A 17,425-nucleotide genomic window follows, 5' to 3' on the forward strand; every position below is an offset into this window, starting at 1 on the left:
CGAAGGTGGGCATGAGCCGCCTGCGCCCATCGTAATCGAGGATCATCCCCGTCCCTTGGATCGGCGACTAATTTCCCGACGAGAGACGTCTCAATGGAGGGCGCTTAACTAGATGCGAAACTATCCCAATTCGAACGAAGCTGGAGCAAAGCCATTGAGAAAGAACTCGAAGGATCCGCCTTCGATGGCAATTGATGGACCGAGTGAATCGCCGCGGAGATCCACAGGTTTGGCTAAGCGTGCGAGTAATCCGGAAGGGAGTCGCACGGTTACTTTGCCAGATTCTCCCGCAAGTTCCCATAGCCGCAAGGTGGTCACCTTACTTTCGGACTTTTGCTTAAGCGCAGTGATCACCACGCCCGGACGCGACACGCTGATTCCGGACTGACTTGAGGGAAGTATCCCGCGAGCCCCAGAACCGGCACAAGCCAACAGTGGCAACATAGTTTCCAGTGCGGGCACGGCGAGTTGGTTGCCAAACCAGATGCGTACTCGTGAACTCCAAGTGCCTGAATACCAATAACGGTAATTCGTATTCCACTGGTTGTTGTACAGATTGAGAAAGACCACCGGCCTCTTCGGAACAAAATCCAGCGAAAACTTCCAGATGCCCGGCGTGTCGAGACTGACCAATGGGTGGTCTATTGGACAGAGTGAGATGCTCGCTCCATCGCTGCCCGTGACTATCAATCCAGCTCCAACCGCATATATGTGGCGATTTGAGCCGGGCATGATATCGCGTGCCGGGTCCATGACTCCCAGTGTCCGGGCTACGCGAAACTGCGGCGAACTTAGTCTGAATGGTAGGCAAAGCCAATCGGCTTCTGGCCAGTTGTCTTTCGCCTTATCCTTGATCGTCAACTCGACATCAAGATAGGCAACGTCAGCACAAAGGGTCACCCGCAAAGACGTTGCAGGGAGATGGTTATTCAAATCACCCGGCATCTCTAGAGTGCCGGTCAGCGTTTCACCTCGCTTGACCAGATGCATAGAGCCGTTCGAGCCTGAAGCGCGACGGTAGGGCACTCCAGCAGGAAGACCAGGCTTGTACATTCCAGGATGAAGATGTGTGCCCCATCTGCCTTGTTGATACGCGCGACAGTAGTCCTCTGTTTGCGAACTTTCAAATCGCTCGTTGAGATATTGTCCCAGACCATATTCAATAGACCCGTCAACCCACTCGCGGCCCGTACGTTTATCGACAAGCGAAGCAATCACGCCACGGGCAGGATCGAGCCTTACCCTCATAAACTCGTTTTCCAGAATGTCACCGGGCAGTGTCTTCGACCCTGGAGAGGGCGGAGGCGGAAATGTCCTGTAGCCGAGTGCCGGAATATCCTTGGCATGAAAAGATGAGCCATTGATATCAACTATTCCCGAACGTTTCCAAGGCAAGGGATTGTAGACCACAACCCGAGGTCCTTCGGTGTCAACTGCCTGCGTGAGCGCTGCGAGTTCGGCGTCCAAGAGCGATGAGGAGATGCTTGCTGCATTTCGGATGTAGTTGGTCTTATCGTCCCAAGAGGCTTCAAGTTCTTGATACTTGTCCGCAGGGAGTTCGTTAAAGGCTTTTCCGTAAACGTCAACGGACTGTCCAAGGCCCCAGGTATGCTCGCTGTACAGTAAGCTTTGTTCAAACGCCTTCGAGACTTCTTCGTCGTGTGCTTTAGCTTGCACACCCCACTGGCACAATTGAGCACCCAAAACCTCAACTGCTGGGATCAGTGGATGTACATTTCTGGCATGTCGCATTCCTCCTGGATCCGACATGCATCCATGAATCCAAGTGTCAGGTGTTTCAGCGCGGACGACAGCTAGTTCCGGCTTCTCTGCCAGGATTGCGTCCGCGATGTCGTCCAACGTGCCCATTCGGACTTTTACGTCCGGGAGCTTTTCTAATACTTCAGCAATTAAGGACCGGACGGCCTCCAAAGTTGGTGGTCCCGAATTATCCGAAGTAACTATGATGGCGGGCCAGGTTTTATATGGCCAGTCAGATGGAGGAATCAGGTTATGTCCAATGTAGGGATCTCCTTCGCCACCCCACGGCCACAGTGCTGTGCAAGTGCCATAAATAGTTGAATACATCGTCAACACACGAGACCCGTCCGGACCCTCCCACCAAAAGAGTGGTGGAAGGTCGTGAACATACCCTGATGGCCAGTTGCACCCAATGTGCATAAATCGTATGCCGCCGTGCGCAAGGCCCGTCGCGAGCGCTCTCGATTGCGACGGTACGTCTGAAGTTTTCGCTCCTCGCCGTAGCGGTAGGCCATAGCGCCGACCTGAATCGTCAGCAAATGCGTAACCACGCGCAAATTCTTCCGGCCACATCAACTCACTCTCTATACTGAACGGCAGCGCGTGAGCGACCAGTCGGCCAGCCTTTACAGCGCGATCCAGTCGCTGGCGACGTTCGGTGGTCTGTCCGGGCCAGTCCTCAACAACTCGATCAAATACCCAACCGGGACAGGTCCAAATGAATTGTTCTTCCGGAGGCAACACTGTCGATTTATCGATCAGATCCAGCGCACTATCAATCATCGTCGTGCGGTAAAAGGTCAGCACATCGGCTACTCTGTCCGAATATCCGATATCGAAATGAGTCTTGCACACCACGATGATTTGGTTTATGCGACTCTCCTGAGATGGAGGTGAGCCAACCAGCGAATGAGCGATCTTAGGCCCAAGAACCAGCGCAGGTACTCCAGCAAGTATTCGCATCGCGCTACGTCGAGTGAGAGTTGTCACGATTCGCTCAAGAGGAATAAAGAATAGGAATAAAGAATTCGTGCTCGGGAACAAGGATCACACATAATGATTGTTATATCAATAACGATCATGCTACGTGAATGAAACATGTATTTTATTGCAATGAGTGGCTGCCGTATCTTCGATAGCTTCAGGATAGCCGCACCGAGGATACGTTAGTTTTAACCACTGACCGCCTTGGAACCGCAAAAGACCGACGGAGGAGTGAGCAGTGAACCGGGTTGAAAAGCAATCGCATAAGGACCTTTCGGTACCACTCTCAAGGGAACGAAGAAACGTATTGACTGGGATTGCGGCATCCTGTGCGGGAATTGTGAGCACGGCGATCGGATTATCCAGCGCATCGGCAGCTCCGGAAGCTGCATCGCAGGTGGGGCAATGTGAATCGCAGGCACCCTGCGAGCGACGCAAGATCGTTGCCTCAGATCAAGTGACAGTAGTCGAGACCAGCGCGGGGAAGGTTCGGGGATTCGAAAGAAGCGGTGTTTTCATCTTCAAAGGCGTCCCCTACGGCGCGTCCACTTCTGGAGCAAACCGCTTTATGCCGCCGATGAAACCGGAGTCCTGGGGGGGCATTCGCAATGCGTTGGCATACGGGCGGATCTGTCCGCAGGAAGATTCCGCACACTTTAATACAGACGGCAAAAACCTCGCGAACGCGGACGAAGATGCTTTCCTGCTTCATCGCGGGTACGCCATCCGCGTACCTGGAGAAGACTGCTTGCGTGTCAACGTTTGGACGCCGGAGATCAATGGATCTGGTAAACGCCCAGTGATGGTCTACATGCACGGGGGTGGATTCTCTGGTGGTTGCGGCCACGACCTCCTTTCATACGAAGGCGAGAGTCTAGCGCGCAATCACGACGTCGTACTCGTGAACCACAATCATCGTTTGAATGTGTACGGGTATCTGAACTTGGAGGCTCTAGGCGGCGATGACTTCGCTGCGTCCGCCAACGTGGGAATGCTGGACCTGGTGGCTGTGCTCGAGTGGGTGCGCACTCATATTTCGATGTTTGGCGGCGATCCGAATAACGTCACGATCTTTGGCCAGTCGGGTGGTGGCGGAAAAGTTGCGGCCCTGCTGGCCATGCCGGCGGCGAAGGGCCTTTTCCATCGCGCGATTATCCAAAGCGGACCATTTCTCAGAGCCTTATCGCCAGATTACTCACATCGCGTGACCGAAACGTTGCTCGCCGAACTCGGATTGCGAAAATCGGAGGTGAGGAAATTGCAAACGATTCCGGTGGACCAGCTATCGGGGGCTGCCGCGGAAGCCATTCGCAAGACGCCGCAGCCACAGCCTTCCTACCGCGATTCCTTTGGCGAGAGCGGCTGGGGTCCGACCGTCGACGGCCACTCTCTTCCGATTCATCCCTTTGACCCGGGTGCGCCGGTGATCTCCGCCGACATTCCATTGATCACTGGCACCAATCTCCACGAGAGCGTGAGCGGGCTCGACCATCCTGGCGCAGATACTATGACGGCCGAGGAGATGAACCGGCGAGTTCACGAGATGTACGGGATCGACGCCGATGCCATCATCGCAGCGTATAAGCAGGATTATCCGAATGCGAGGCCGTTCGACCTCTACGCGACCATTGCGACTGCAAAATGGCGCATTCCGGCATTCACGCAGGCGTCGAGGAAGGCCGCGTTGGGCGGTGCGCCTGCCTACTCCTACATCTATTCCTGGCGCACGCCGGTGCTGGACAGTCGCCCAGGCACTTTCCACGCGTGTGAGATTTCTTTTGCTTTTGACAATGCAGAGCTTTGCGACCACTACAGTGCAGGCGATCCAGCGGCATTTGCACTGTCGAAGCAAATGAGCACATCGTGGGTCAGCTTCGCGCGCACCGGAAATCCGAATCACAGCGGGCTTCCTCATTGGCCGCGCTATACGCAGGAGTCTAGAGCGGTCATGTGCTTCGACGCGCCCTGTGCGACGCGCAACAACCCGGAAGGCAAGGGGCTCGAGATCATCATGCGGTCGCAGCCTTCGGAATCTGCGCGATTGGATTAACTTTCTGGCGACACAACGTGTGCATGATCAAGGACATTATCAAGCATCGTTTGCGATCAGATCTGACATGGACTTCTGTTGATGATCCATGGCGCACACTCGCTCGGAACGCGTAATAGCCCGTAACAAAAGCTCAATGAGGGCTAAGGCCGGCCTCCATCGCCACGCGTGCGTGAAGCACATCGGTAAACCACTTCTCAATAGCCTTCGGTGTGGTTCGGAAACGGCCTCTATCGGCCACTCGGCCATCTTCGTTGAGAGTACAGTAATGACTCCAGACATCTCCAAGGTCGATGCCAATGGTCATCTCAACCCTGAAACGTCTGCATGGAACTTCCTCGGCAAGGTGATGCGTCGTCTTCTTCATGGGGAACAGTCTCTCCCTTCTGGAAGACCTGCTCATCCTATTTTCCCGGTACACATCCGCCTCCGATGCGCGGTTTGGCGATTTATTAAGAATTGACATGGAGGAATTGCGGGACCCCGAAAGCGAATTAGCAGAGCCGGCCGAAGATGCAATCGCTAGGGTGGCAGTCTCCTTGACGGGAAAGGGGAGAGAGCGTATTCTCCTTTCCCAGATAGGAGAGAGCCTTTGACGAAACCGGTCGAACTTCCGCAGGGCACACTCGAGATGCTCATCCTCAAGGCAGTCTCGCTCGGTCCCCTGCATGGTTACGGCATCCTGCTGCGCATCCAGCAGATCTCCGGGGAGCGCCTCGAAATCCTCCAGGGTTCCTTTTACACTGCTATCTATCGACTTGAGCGCCGTGGCTGGATCAAAGGCGAGTGGGGCGAGTCGGAGAACAATCGCCGCGCCCGCTTTTACTCGCTCACCGCTCCAGGCAGGCGTCAGCTCAAAGCCGAGACCGCCAAATGGGCCGACATGGCCGCTGTCGTCGCCAACATTCTCGACAAGAAGGCGGACGAGATATGAGTCTCCTCGCCGCCATTCGCAAGCTCTGGCACACCGTTGTGTCACGCACCACAGCGACGTCGAAGAAGAGTTTCGTTCTACTCTCGACGCCTACAAGGAAGATTTAATCCGCCAGGGTCTGCCCGAAGAAGAAGCCCGCCGCAAAGCCCGTATCGACCTCGGCCAGCCCGTCGCCCAAAACGAAACTTACCGCGACGCCATAGGCCTCCGCCCCTTCGATGAGTTAGGCGGAGACTTCCGCTACGGCCTCCGCGCCCTGCGCCGCAATCCTAGCTTCGCTGCCGTCGCCGTGCTCTCACTCGCGCTTGGCATCGGCGCCACCACGGCGATGTTCTCGCTCATCTATGCCGTCCTGCTGCACCCGTATCCCTACGCCGGCGCCGACCGCATCATGAACCCCGTCATCATTGACGAGCAACATCCTGACGAGCCTCTCTGGTTTCCCCTTAGCAAGGAGCAATTTGATGACCTGCGCCTTGCAGTCCCGGTTGATTCGCCGCTTGGCTTTAACAGCTCGCACATGGAGATCACCGGCGGCGCTCTGCCGGAAGACATCTCGGGCATTTACCTCACAGAGAATGCTGGGATTTTCTTTAGTGTGCACCCCCTTCTCGGTCGCAACATCGAGCAATCCGATGCAGAGAACGGCGGCCACTCCGTCGTTGTTCTCAACTATCGCTTCTGGCAACGTCACTTCAGCGGCGATCCGCACATCCTTGGGCGAACGCTGGAAATCAATTACACCCCTTACACCATTATCGGGGTCATGCCGCGCAGCTTCGCATTCAATGACAGCATGGGCGTCGGCGATGTCTACCTGCCGGGCAGTCTGATGCGGGATCTTGCCAACGTTCCCTACATGGCCTACATACCGTGGATCAAGTTCCGGCCTCACGTCACACTTGCCGCCGCCAACGCTGCGCTCGAGCCCATCGATGGCACCTGGATCTCTTCTGTTTGGTCGGTGATCCGGACATTAAAGACAATCACAAGCTGCCGTTCGCTGACTTCAATCAACCGTGGGCGAACCTTGTCAGACGAAATGACCCGTTGCACCGCCTGACTTACGATCTCGCGGACGAGATCCATGCCCTCCTGGGAGCCGTCTTCGATGCTCGCTCCCGTCGATTCACACGACGCGATTATCTTCGCTGATCAGACTTTGATCGGAGTGAGGAAAGTATGCGCTTTAACGGTGGGCTTTTATGGGTTCTGTAAAACGTGAGTTGACCTTCAATATAGACACGTTCAGACGGCGGTAAATCTTCAGACATCGTGTTGTCCTTTATATCGTTCTGCATCATGTACAGACTTTCCTGCTCGCGGTAGCCGAACACCTCGGCAAGCCCAAACGCGGGAACCACAGGGTTATATACCATGTGCTCATCGCAGGATGCGAACCCGGTTTCCAGAAGAGAGTGCGCCTCCGCCCTCGACGAATCGCCGCAAGCGCTCACAGGTCTCCTGCTTTGCTATGGGGTGCTATGGAGCAACAATGACTTTGTATTTGTCGCTGTTGGCCAGGCTCTGAGGTTCGATGAAATCCACAAGGACATCGCTATTCCACAAAGCCTGGTAGTAGCCGGCAAAAAGACTTGGTCGATGGGTCCTCATTGCCACTCATGGCTTAGGATCGTAGCGCTGACCTGCGAGGCGAGAGTCTGAAGAGTAGCCGCAATGCCGTAGCGGTTAATGGTCATGGCGTTGCAACCTCCATGTACGCCGACATCAACGCCGGCTCGGATTATATCCGTGACTCCCGTCAGCATCCTGCCGAGCCCTCCCGCAACAATGCTGTTCCCTGGACGGCCCTCGAGTTCGACTCAGACTATGACCATCGATGATGTCTCCCTCTTCTACAATCCGGAATTTGTCGAGACGCTGAACGCGGCAGAACTTGCAGGCGTTCTGGTCCATGAATCATGCACCGGCACTTCAGCACCACACACGTCGCGGTGACCGTAATCGAAAGCGCTGGAATATGGCATGCGACTATGCCATTAACCCTTACTCCTGGATGCTGGGCTGACGCTGCCGAAGGACGTTCTCATCGACCATCGCTTTCGCGGCATGAGAGCAGAGCGCATCTACAACCTGACCGACGAACAGCAAGGTCAGGACAGCTCAAACGGGGAAGGAGAAAATGCGGATGCTGTTGCTCCGACGAGAGAGCGGGAAACAACCCGACAAAAAGAGTGCGGACGGCGAGCCCACTGCGCCGCAACACCGGGCGCCTTTGGTCAGGTGCTTGACGCTCCTGAGCCCAAAGGAGACGACACGGTAGCTGAACAGGCGGGAATGGAAGATAGCCGTCGAGCAGGCAGAGAACGTCGCAAAACCTGACTTCCCGCCGGTGTCACTCGGAGCCTCGAAGAATCCCAAGCTTCAGGCCTGGATTGGCGTGAGTTGCTGCGCGCGGTCAGAAACCATTCCGTCTGACTACAGCTGGATGCCGCCAAACTGGCGGTACATCTGGGCTGGGCTCTATCTTCCAGGTGTCAGATGTGAAGACGCGGGGGATCGCCATCGCCGTGGACTGCTCGGGATCGATTCACGCTCGCCGACTGGGTCTCTTCGAGGCAGAAATTCGCTCGATTCTCGAAGGAAAATGCCCGAGCCGGGTGCACGTGCTCTTTCAAATACTGAGGTCCATAAGACCGTGGTCTATCAAGCAGGGCAGCCTATCGTCCTTTAGCCCGATTGGCGGAGGAGGAACGAACTTCGCGCCCGTCTTCAGGTAGTTGGACGAGCGCGAAGTTGTGCCTCAGGCGCTCGTCCTCCTTAACGATCTATGCGGCTCATTCCCGAGAGAAGCTCCTACCTACCCCCGTATTGTGGGCGCGCCGGGCACCATTCGGGCAAGTGATTCCCATGAAAGCGGCTTAGCATCCGCTTCCATAGGTAAGATCTTCACTTAGCTCTACCTACAGAACGACTTAGTGTCCGGATATAAATGGTCCGCCACTGGGCTTTGAGAGGATATTCCCCGGAATCTGCTGGATGCGACTGCAACCGGCATCGGTATCAGCGATGCGTTCCAGTTCATGACTGAGTACCCCGATCTGTTGCTCGCTGGTTCATCAAACGGCGGACCATTTCTCATTAACCGTTAACCGTCCAAGTGAGGCACTTCCGATTAGCCACGTGGTCGGGCCGGCGCCTCTACTCATGTCATAACGATCCACTTTGGTTCAAAATATCTGCATGCTCCCTGAACCTTGCAGTTGAGACAGGCAATTTAGGCGGGTCCTGTGCGTGGCGGTCTTATCAGTAGAAACAGACATGCGGTCGCGACCAGCGGAAGTAACCCCGCGGCTAAAAACGCTGGCCCGTACGAGAATCGATCGACAGTCTTGCCGACAGCATAGGTAAACCCGGCGCCCGCCAGACCCGCAGCGAAGCCGCTCAAACCGGTAACCGTTGCTACCACGTCCTGAGGCAGCAGATCCGCTGGCAATGTCAAGCCCATAGTCGACCAGCTGGCGAATCCCCACAGCGCGACACAGACCAACGTAATGGCCAAAAGAGCATTGCCCACTCGTGCTGCGGGAATGCCGGCGAGCATTGGCGCGCAGCTCGCCACACACACCCACAATCGAGCTCGAGTGACGGAGATTCCGTGCTTGACGCAGTAGCCTGAAAGGAAGCCACCGGTGAAGTTGCCGATATCAGCGGCGACAAAGGGAATCCACGCGAACAGAGCGATTCTCTTCAAGTCGAACCCGCGGTTATCCGCCAGGTATTGCGGCAGCCAGAAGACGTAAAACCACCAGATAGGATCTGTGAGTGCACGGCCGAGGACAATCGCCCAAACGTTGGGATCGCGCACCAATGTCAACCACCGCTCCGCGCCCCTTTTCTCCGATTTCGATGCTGTCTGCCGCCCTGCTCGAATCAGCGCAACCTCTTCGGGGAGCACACGGTGATGACGATCGAGAGGCTGGTAGATGCGCAACCATGCCACCAACCATATAAATCCCAATGCGCCTGAGAAGACGAACGACCATCGCCACCCGAAGGCAAGCGCAATCCAGGGAATAATCAGCGCGGCAAGTGAGCCTCCGACGCTCGACCCGCTATCGAAAATCGCAACGGCAACGCTCCGCTCCTCGCTGGGAAACCACTCAGCCACAGTCTTGCTCGCGCCCGGCCAATTGAGACCTTCGCCGATACCGAGCATGAAGCGAAATAGGATGAAGGCAGAGACTGATCGGGCGAACACCATCATAATATTGACCAGCGACCACCACACTACAGCAATGGCCAATCCGATGCGTGTTCCTATGGCGTCGAGGAAAATGCCTCCGATCAGCCAGGTAAGCGCATAAGAAATCTGAAAAGCTCCAATGATCTTTGCCAGATCGGTGTGTGTAAGGTGAAATTGAGCGGCGATGACCGGGGACAGCACAGAGAACGTCTGACGGCTGATGTAGTTGATCGTCGTCGAAAAGAAGAGTGTCCATACGATCCACCAGCGCGTTCTTCCCACGCGCCGTCGAGTTCTGGCAGGCAGCGCTTCCGGCTGCTCAACATCAGCTGATGAGCTCATATGGTTTCGGCTTCGGCTCTTTTCTTTTGCAGCGATGGTTCGGCTACCCAGCTACCGGATGATCAACGATCTCTTCCTTGTGTGGATCCCAGTAGAGTTTTTTGCCACTCCAGTAAGACTGTGCAGCCATGATGATCACAATGGAGTGCGAAAATCCGTGATCCACATTTGCATTCGGCTGTACACGCGATTGCATGGACTTGAGCCAGTTCGTTACATGAATGACGCTGTCATCACCGGGACCATCTGAGTTCGGCGCTTCTGCTCCTTCCACCTTGACGATCTCCTCATGATCTCCCGCCGGCACGCTTACTGGTAGTGAGGTTTCCAGTGGCGATCCGGAGTATTCATCTCTGCCCCCTTCACCGCTGATGGTAAAGAGCGATGCTCCTTCGCCACCATAATTCGCGATCGTGCCGTCGCGGCCCTGAATGCGCGAAAAACTGCGATAGCTGTTGCCAAAAACCGTTTTGTACGTGTAAAGAAATCCTTTGGGATAGGTGACAGCCGCGACGCAAGTATCAGGATTTTCGCGCCCATCCTTCCACGCAAATACTCCACCATTCGCTACCACACTTTCAGGATATGTTTCGTCCGTCCACAGATGCACCAAGTCGCTGCCATGACTCATCCACTGATCAAAAATCCCGGAGGAGAAGTTCTTGTAGAGTCTGAACTCAAGGTAAACGTGAGGATCGAATGGCTGATAGGGCTTGCCGAGCAGCCAACGTTGCCAATCCGTATCTTCTTCTCGGAGTTGCGAATTCCTACCGAGCAGCCATTCCTTCCATTCCACGTTGCGGTCCTGCAGCATTTCGCGGGAGATCCCGGTATCGGCGCCCACAAACCGCCAGCGCTCTTCATTAACATTCCACTCCTGTTCGATGTGAACGATCTTGCCGATGCGGCCAGCGCGGATCAGATCCCGTACCGCAAGTTGATACGGCTCGCTGCGATGTTGCGAACCAACCTGAACCATTTGCCTGGAGGCATTCACCGTGTCGCGCGTCTCCTTCGCCTCTGACAACACATTGGCAAAGGGCTTCTCCACATAGCAGTCCTTGCCTGCGCGCACAACCTCCGCGCAGAGCTTCGCGTGTTGAAAATCGCCGGTCGCTATCATCACTCCATCGATATCCTTACGCGCCAACATCTCTTCGGAGTATTTGTATGTTTGCGGAGTGAGGTTGAATGCCTCTTTCACCTGGGCAGCCCGCCGTTCGCGGGCAAGGCTCCAGATATCGCATACGGCGACAGTTTCGACAGGAATCTGTTTCGATGCCAGCTGCACCATGTGCACGTGTCCATGGCTACGTCCGCCACATCCCAATTGCGCCAGGCGTATGCGATCGTTCGCACCCAGGACACGCGCATAAGAACGCGCATCCATCCCGGCCACTAGTGCCGCTCCGACTGCCTGCTTGATGAAGGTTCTGCGGTCTGTACCGCCATTCAACTCATCACTCATCTCTCTCTCCGTCTGTTGCGGCCAAGTCATAGGTGGCGGTCGTGCTGCAAACCATACGAGTCACGGTCTGGGAAACAGGTCGTCCAACTCAGCAGCCGAAGCCTCATCCAGATAGATTGTGGCGTTGGGATGTGCACGTAGGATGGTAGCAGGGCAATTGGTAGAAATCGATTCAGTCAGGCTGCGGCGAACAATCCTTGCCTTACGGCTTCCTGGAACCGACACGATGAGTCGCGGCACGCGCAGAAGTGCCGGAATTGTGATCGTGATGGCAGATTCAGGAACCTCATCAGTGCTGGCAAACCATCCCTCGGCAGCCTGTTGCTCTTTGCAGACAAGGTCAAGGTGAACAACCTTCACGTCCAAGGGATCATTGAAATCGGCTACTCCTGGATCGTTGAACGCGAGATGTCCATTTTCTCCGATTCCCAAGAGACAGATCTGAGGCTCGGCGGCACGTAGCTTCGCGGCATAGTCATGGCTGAATGCCTCGGCATCAGGCGCAGTACCATCTACTTCATTGAATTCTTTCAGACTCACCTTCTCCGTCAGTTTCTCTCGCAGGTATCCGCGAAACGACGCCGGATGGCTGATCGGAAGGCCGATATATTCATCCATGTGAAAACCGCGCACCTTGTTCCAAGGAAGGTTGTTGATCTTCGTAAGCGCGTCAAGCATATCAAGCTGCGAAGCACCTGTAGCGAAAATCACATTGATTGTTGTGTGACGTTTTTCAATTTCCTTGATGGCCTCCGCTACTGCCTGTGCCGCCGCCCTTCCCATAGAAACAGCATCCGGATAAATCTCGACTTTTGCGGCCTCAACCTGGAAGCTTCGCATCCTATCCTTCTCTACCAGCATTCCTAATGCTCCATATACTCGTGAATTTATTCGGTTATCGTAACTTCTCAGCGTTGCACCTTTGCACGCTTCAAGCGATCGCTATGTATCGTTCATTCCTTGTTGGCTGAAACCTGCGAATAATGAACCGCTCATCGTTGAGCGGTTATGACTCCTGGGATCCAGTGCAGAGCATTGTCATGGTAAAGCTTGTGCAGTACTGCAGGGGGAAGAGCTAACCCCTGGACCTGATGATCTCTGTATTGAAGGAGATCGGATGTCGCCAGGAAGCGCCAATCGAAGGCGTAGGAACTCTCCCACTGCTTCACCGCATCCTGAGCTTTTGCTTCTGCGGCAAGGCTGTGATCCGTCGCATAAATCAACCGATCCTGGTACTTCTCGATGAAGGCAATCGCATCTGCCCGCGGCAGCATGACAACGTAAGGCATGCGAGCTGCTATATCGACTGCGAAGTTCGGATAACGGTCAAGATGATCCGCCAATTGTTTGAAATCGGCTTCCATACTACCCAGGTGCGCACCCACAACTCGAAGCTTCGGATTCATCTCGAGGACATGATCGCGAGCTACCAGAATTGCCGCTTTCGATGGCGCATTCGCTTTCTTATACATGTACCACTCTGGGTGATGCATGTAATACTCATAATCTGCTGCTTTAGGAGTCGGCGGCTCCCAGATAGTATTTGGATCAGCCACATGAGCGATGAGTGTTTTATCGCGATCTGAAATTTCCTTATAAATAGGTTCAAAAACAGGATCGTCCGGCATCAGATAGTTTCCCTTGGGATCTTTAACCTGTTCGCCAATGTTCTTCCAGATCTTCACTGCTGCTGCTCCGTGATTGAAATCGCCATCAATCTCAGCAATGGCAGTCTTCTTGAAAGAAGGCTCGCGGTACAGAAACGGATCAAATGTGGTGCACATGGTTGCATGGCCGTGGCTGTTATTCACAAAGTCCGAAACCTGGCGCCTCTCTACATCCAGCGACTTCTGATCGGGATCGCGCGCCACAACAATGTCGAGAATATGGAGATTCAGCCGTTCAAGCAACGCAATCAATTCAGGCGCGTTTTGATAGACATGGGTATGTGTATCGATGGGATCGAGCGCAGTGAATTGCTGAAGCTCTTGGACAGCGAACGGCCCGGTTACTGGAGCCTCGATGGCTGAAGAGGATGTACCTTGCGCCGGCAGCGTGGCCCTGCATCCGCACACTGCCGCTGCGGCATATATGAGCAAGAATGTCCATGCCAATTGCCATTTCATTCCAAGATGTGCTCGTCGCATATGGTGCCTCACTTTATTCGGTCCGAAGAGTCGGTGCATTTTGAACTGGTACTCAGCTAGAAATTGATCTTGGCTGAGAGTTGCGCGATGCGAGGCGTGTTGGCGCCCGTAATGCTGCCGAATCCTCCCGAACCCACTGCCGTGACTGGACTGTTTAGATTGGTGTGGTTCAGCAGATTGAAGTATTCCGCTCTGAACTCAAAGTTGCCATCCCCTTTGAGCGGGAAGGAACGCACCAGGCCGGCATCCCAATCAAAGTAGCCAGGTCCCCGGAACGCGCCTTTGGTTACGTTGCCGAAGTTACCTGTCGCAGGCAACGCGAACACTGAGGGATCGAAATAGTTCTTGCAGACAGCACTCGCTTTGCAGGCTCCTGCACCATAGGGCTGGCGGCCATTCCATTGGGCGCGATCCTGAAGTAATCCGGTTTGCGAGATATCCGAGCCAGCGGTGATGGTAAGGGGCGCTCCGCTCTGGATTTGGAAGATGCCTGTGCTGCGCCAACCATTCACGATGGCGCGCATGATCGAGTTCCCTTCTGAAAGCCGGGGGAACTGCCATACATACGACGCTGAGAAGACGTTTTGCCGGTCGAAATCGGAAGGTCCTATATCAAGCGCTTTATAGTTGGGCATGTAAATGGAATATGCATATGGATTCCCCGGTCCATTGGAAGGCGTAGTGTTACCTGTCAGATAAGGCAGTGTGTCCATCGACTTCGAGAAGGTGTAGTTCGCCAGGATGCTGAAGCCTGCCGCCACTTTTTCCTGAATCGATGCCTGCAGAGAGTTATATGCGGAATTACCGCTCATGCTGGCTTCGCCGATGTTCGTATATCCGGCGAAATACCGACGCTGGTCCGTACTTAACTTGCTGCCTGGAATGTAGGTTGCCGGGTTCAATTGGTCGTCGACGAATAAGTGGCTCGCGTGTGCTCCTACATAGGCGAGTCTTGTTGTCATGTTATTGGTCACCTGCTGCTCGAGAGTGACGTTCCAGGCATACGTCACAGGAACCTGAAAGTCTCCAGAAGGGTCGAAGGTGTTCGCTTGAACGGGAGTTGGAAACACGACATTCTTAGGCGGCGGCACTGGCGCCGGAAATGGATTGTTGATTCCTTCATATGGGTTGCTGAATGGCCCTACAGGGTTTGTTAGAGATACCGACAACGAAAACGGACTGATCTCAGAAGGAATGCTGTTCATGATAGCGGGCTGACGCGTGTCATAAAACATGCCCGCACCGCCGCGAAGACTCAGCTTGCCATTGCCCATTACGTCCCACGCAAATCCTACGCGGGGCATGAAGTTTTTGAACGATGATCGGACGCCTTGTTCCGGAACGCCCGTGTCGCCGGGAAACAGTAGGCCTGGAGGCGCGTTGGTGTAAACAGTCGAGGTGCGGCCTGCGGCGTAAGCGTCGGGATTGAACTGCTCTACCCGATGAAACAACTCACTCCACGGCAGGAAAGGCTCATACCGGATACCGTAATTCAGGGTGAACCGCCGCGTCAGGTGCCAGCTGTCCTGAGCATAAAATCCATAGAACTGATTACGCGCGTTGTAATACTGACCCGCCCCTTGATTAAAGGTATAGAGGTATCCAAGCAGGAAGCTGGCGAGGGCATAGTTCGTGTTATTGGAATTGAATGCGAAGGTGCCAGGCTCGTTGAACTCGTTGTTGAGATCGACCTTGCTGATTTCCGCATGTACGCCAAAGGCCAGGTTGTGATTTCCCTTCACCCAATGGAAGTCGTCGGCGAGTATGTAGTTATTGCGCTGAAACTCGGCAAAGGCGCTGTCGCCGAAGGTGAAGAATCCTGTGGCTGCAATGCCAACGATCGCTTTCTGTGCAGGCTGATAGATATTTACGCCGAAGTCTGCCACGCTCGGTGAATTGGACAACGGACCGCGCTCCGACACCTCGCGTGAGTAATTGACGATAAGTGAATTGAGTATGTTGGGGGTGAAGACATGCGTTTCTGACGCTAGTGCGCTTTGCACCCTGATGTTGGAATGGCTCGCATATGTGAGCAGATTGGAGGAATTCAGAACGCCTGCGTTTGAGAAGTCATTCTGGTAGTAGTGAAGCGTGATATGATCCTTCGATCTAAAGTCCTGGTCTCCGCGGACAAGGATCTCGTCAAAGTTCTGTGCAAGAGGATTCTGATAAAAGACGGAACCGCTTCCGCCGATACTCGGAAGATCCTTCATGAGCGCCACCGAAGCGGGATCAAATGTGGACGGATCGATGAAGTTGTTTGGGTAAGGCGCTCCGGTGTGCGGATTCGTAATCTGCACGGCTTTGCCGAGTGGGTTGTCCGGATTCGAAGCACTGAGCATCGCGGAAAAGTCGCCAGCGAGGTTTGCCTGTGTCGGGATAAACGCATTCACGCCACCCTGCTGGTCACGGATGATCGTCTTCTGGTACCCCACAAAAAAGAAAGTGTGCTTGCTGTGAAACAGTGGAGGGATCGAAACCGGGCCACCGAAGGTGCCGCCAAACTGGTTGCGCTTCAAAGGGTCAACTGTTGAAGCGAAATAGTTCCGGGCATTAAAAACGCCGTTGCGAACGTATTCAAACAGATTTCCGTGATAGGCCTCGGTGCCCGACCTCGAGACGATGTTGACGACGCCTCCCGCATTTTGGCCGTACTCGGCGTTGTAGTTGCTCGTCTGAACGCTGAATTCCTGTAGAGCATCGGGGAATGGGAACGGCTGATTGACATTGGTGTATTCGTCGATATTGTTGCCGCCATCGAACATATAGCTTGTATCTGCTGTTCGCGCGCCGTTTACAGATACAGTTACGGCGGCCGGAAACGTCTTGGTCACACCTTGATCAGCATTGTCGACAGGCCCGAGGACGACGCCTGCCACCAACTCAGTCAACTGTGCCGCATTTCGTCCGTTTAACGGCAGGTCGTTCACGCGGGTCCGATCAATCACTTGAGACAGTGTCCCGGTAGTCGTATCTACCTGAACGGCGTTCGCTGAGACTGTGACCGTCTGCGAAGCTTGCCCTACCTGCAGGACAACGTTCACCGTTAACGATTGATCCGCCTGAAGGACGATGCCCTTCTGCTGATAATCCTTGAAACCAGTGGCGACGACTCCGAGCGAATAGCCGGCAGGCGGCAGAGACGGAAAGAGATACACTCCGCTGTCGTTCGTTTTGACTACCGTTGTTGTGCCGGTGCCGATCTGGGATACGGTGATCGCGGCGGATCCAATGACCGCCCCGGTGCTATCGGTCACAGTTCCTGACAAAGTAGCCAGTCCCTGACCGAAGCAGGCACCCGGAAGTCCTGCCAAAGCCAGAAAAACCACAAACAGACAACTGTATCTTGCCACTTGCCGTTTCTGTGTACGTTCCAACTGGAGCCTCCCAGAGTTTTTCTTCCACCATCGCAACGAGTGGTCCGTTTTGGGGATGTACGTTTGATATACCTCACGGCCTATCGTGGTCAAGAATATTTTCACAACTTATGTGAAAATTTTCTTAATTAATAGTGAAAATAACATTCCCTTAT

The 17,425-nt window shown here is 54.5% G+C and carries 15 protein-coding genes; 6 read left to right on the forward strand and 9 right to left on the reverse strand.

Features of this window, described 5'->3' with window-relative positions; genetic code table 11:
* Positions 1–120: 120 nt before the first annotated feature.
* A complete protein-coding gene (locus tag H7849_RS13105) occupies positions 121–2,751 on the reverse strand; it encodes a hypothetical protein (protein WP_186739771.1) in 2,631 nt (876 codons plus the stop codon).
* Between the two features lie 334 nt (positions 2,752–3,085).
* On the opposite strand from H7849_RS13105, the gene H7849_RS13110 reads away from it, so the two are divergent.
* Entirely contained in the window at positions 3,086–4,795 is a 1,710-nt protein-coding gene (locus H7849_RS13110; RefSeq protein ID WP_186739772.1) for a carboxylesterase/lipase family protein, read from the forward strand.
* Between the two features lie 133 nt (positions 4,796–4,928).
* Here H7849_RS13110 and H7849_RS13115 read toward each other — a convergent pair whose 3' ends face one another.
* Complete coding sequence (locus tag H7849_RS13115) at positions 4,929–5,162, reverse strand: hypothetical protein (protein WP_186739774.1); 234 nt, start codon at positions 5,160–5,162, stop codon at positions 4,929–4,931.
* Between the two features lie 225 nt (positions 5,163–5,387).
* Here H7849_RS13115 and H7849_RS26845 point away from each other — a divergent pair, with 225 nt between their 5' ends.
* Together H7849_RS26845 and H7849_RS26455 are read left to right on the forward strand one after the other, a co-directional pair.
* Complete coding sequence (locus tag H7849_RS26845; protein ID WP_186739776.1) at positions 5,388–5,729, forward strand: PadR family transcriptional regulator; 342 nt, start codon at positions 5,388–5,390, stop codon at positions 5,727–5,729.
* 25 nt (positions 5,730–5,754) lie between these two features.
* A complete protein-coding gene (locus H7849_RS26455) occupies positions 5,755–6,792 on the forward strand; it encodes an ABC transporter permease (protein ID WP_285288964.1) in 1,038 nt (345 codons plus the stop codon).
* 419 nt (positions 6,793–7,211) lie between these two features.
* On the opposite strand, the gene H7849_RS27100 is transcribed toward H7849_RS26455, so the two are convergent.
* Together H7849_RS27100 and H7849_RS13125 are read right to left on the reverse strand one after the other, a co-directional pair.
* On the reverse strand, positions 7,212–7,343 hold the full coding sequence (locus tag H7849_RS27100; protein WP_285288889.1) for a hypothetical protein: 132 nt from the start codon (positions 7,341–7,343) through the stop codon (positions 7,212–7,214).
* Complete coding sequence (locus H7849_RS13125; RefSeq protein WP_186739778.1) at positions 7,340–7,498, reverse strand: hypothetical protein; 159 nt, start codon at positions 7,496–7,498, stop codon at positions 7,340–7,342. Before H7849_RS13125 ends, H7849_RS27100 begins: the two co-directional genes overlap by 4 nt.
* Before the next feature lie 61 nt (positions 7,499–7,559).
* Here H7849_RS13125 and H7849_RS27105 point away from each other — a divergent pair, with 61 nt between their 5' ends.
* The 3 genes from H7849_RS27105 to H7849_RS27430 all read left to right on the forward strand — a co-directional run bounded on the left by H7849_RS27105 (position 7,560) and on the right by H7849_RS27430 (position 8,470).
* Positions 7,560–7,688 (forward strand): hypothetical protein, encoded by a 129-nt coding sequence (locus H7849_RS27105; protein ID WP_285288890.1) that lies wholly within the window; start codon positions 7,560–7,562, stop codon positions 7,686–7,688.
* Between the two features lie 111 nt (positions 7,689–7,799).
* Positions 7,800–8,072 (forward strand): hypothetical protein, encoded by a 273-nt coding sequence (locus H7849_RS13130; protein WP_186739780.1) that lies wholly within the window; start codon positions 7,800–7,802, stop codon positions 8,070–8,072.
* A gap of 188 nt (positions 8,073–8,260) precedes the next feature.
* A complete protein-coding gene (locus H7849_RS27430; protein WP_432756549.1) occupies positions 8,261–8,470 on the forward strand; it encodes a VWA-like domain-containing protein in 210 nt (69 codons plus the stop codon).
* Positions 8,471–8,967: 497 nt separating this feature from the next.
* Here the strand turns inward: H7849_RS27430 and H7849_RS13140 are convergent, their stop codons facing one another.
* From H7849_RS13140 to H7849_RS13160, 5 genes are all read right to left on the reverse strand, one after another.
* A complete protein-coding gene (locus tag H7849_RS13140) occupies positions 8,968–10,278 on the reverse strand; it encodes an MFS transporter (protein ID WP_186739784.1) in 1,311 nt (436 codons plus the stop codon).
* Positions 10,279–10,321: 43 nt separating this feature from the next.
* Positions 10,322–11,746, reverse strand: a complete 1,425-nt coding sequence (locus tag H7849_RS13145; RefSeq protein ID WP_186739786.1) for a Gfo/Idh/MocA family protein — start codon at positions 11,744–11,746, stop codon at positions 10,322–10,324.
* A gap of 60 nt (positions 11,747–11,806) precedes the next feature.
* Positions 11,807–12,586, reverse strand: a complete 780-nt coding sequence (locus H7849_RS13150) for a glucosamine-6-phosphate deaminase (RefSeq protein WP_251106253.1) — start codon at positions 12,584–12,586, stop codon at positions 11,807–11,809.
* A 152-nt stretch (positions 12,587–12,738) separates the two neighbouring features.
* Positions 12,739–13,872 (reverse strand): amidohydrolase family protein, encoded by a 1,134-nt coding sequence (locus tag H7849_RS13155; protein WP_186739790.1) that lies wholly within the window; start codon positions 13,870–13,872, stop codon positions 12,739–12,741.
* Positions 13,873–13,949: 77 nt separating this feature from the next.
* Positions 13,950–17,246 carry an outer membrane beta-barrel protein gene (locus H7849_RS13160; protein ID WP_186739792.1) on the reverse strand — a complete coding sequence of 1,099 codons (3,297 nt, stop codon included), beginning with the start codon at positions 17,244–17,246 and terminating at the stop codon, positions 13,950–13,952.
* Positions 17,247–17,425 lie beyond the last annotated feature (179 nt).

This window comes from Alloacidobacterium dinghuense, from assembly GCF_014274465.1.
Lineage (GTDB): Bacteria > Acidobacteriota > Terriglobia > Terriglobales > Acidobacteriaceae > Alloacidobacterium > Alloacidobacterium dinghuense.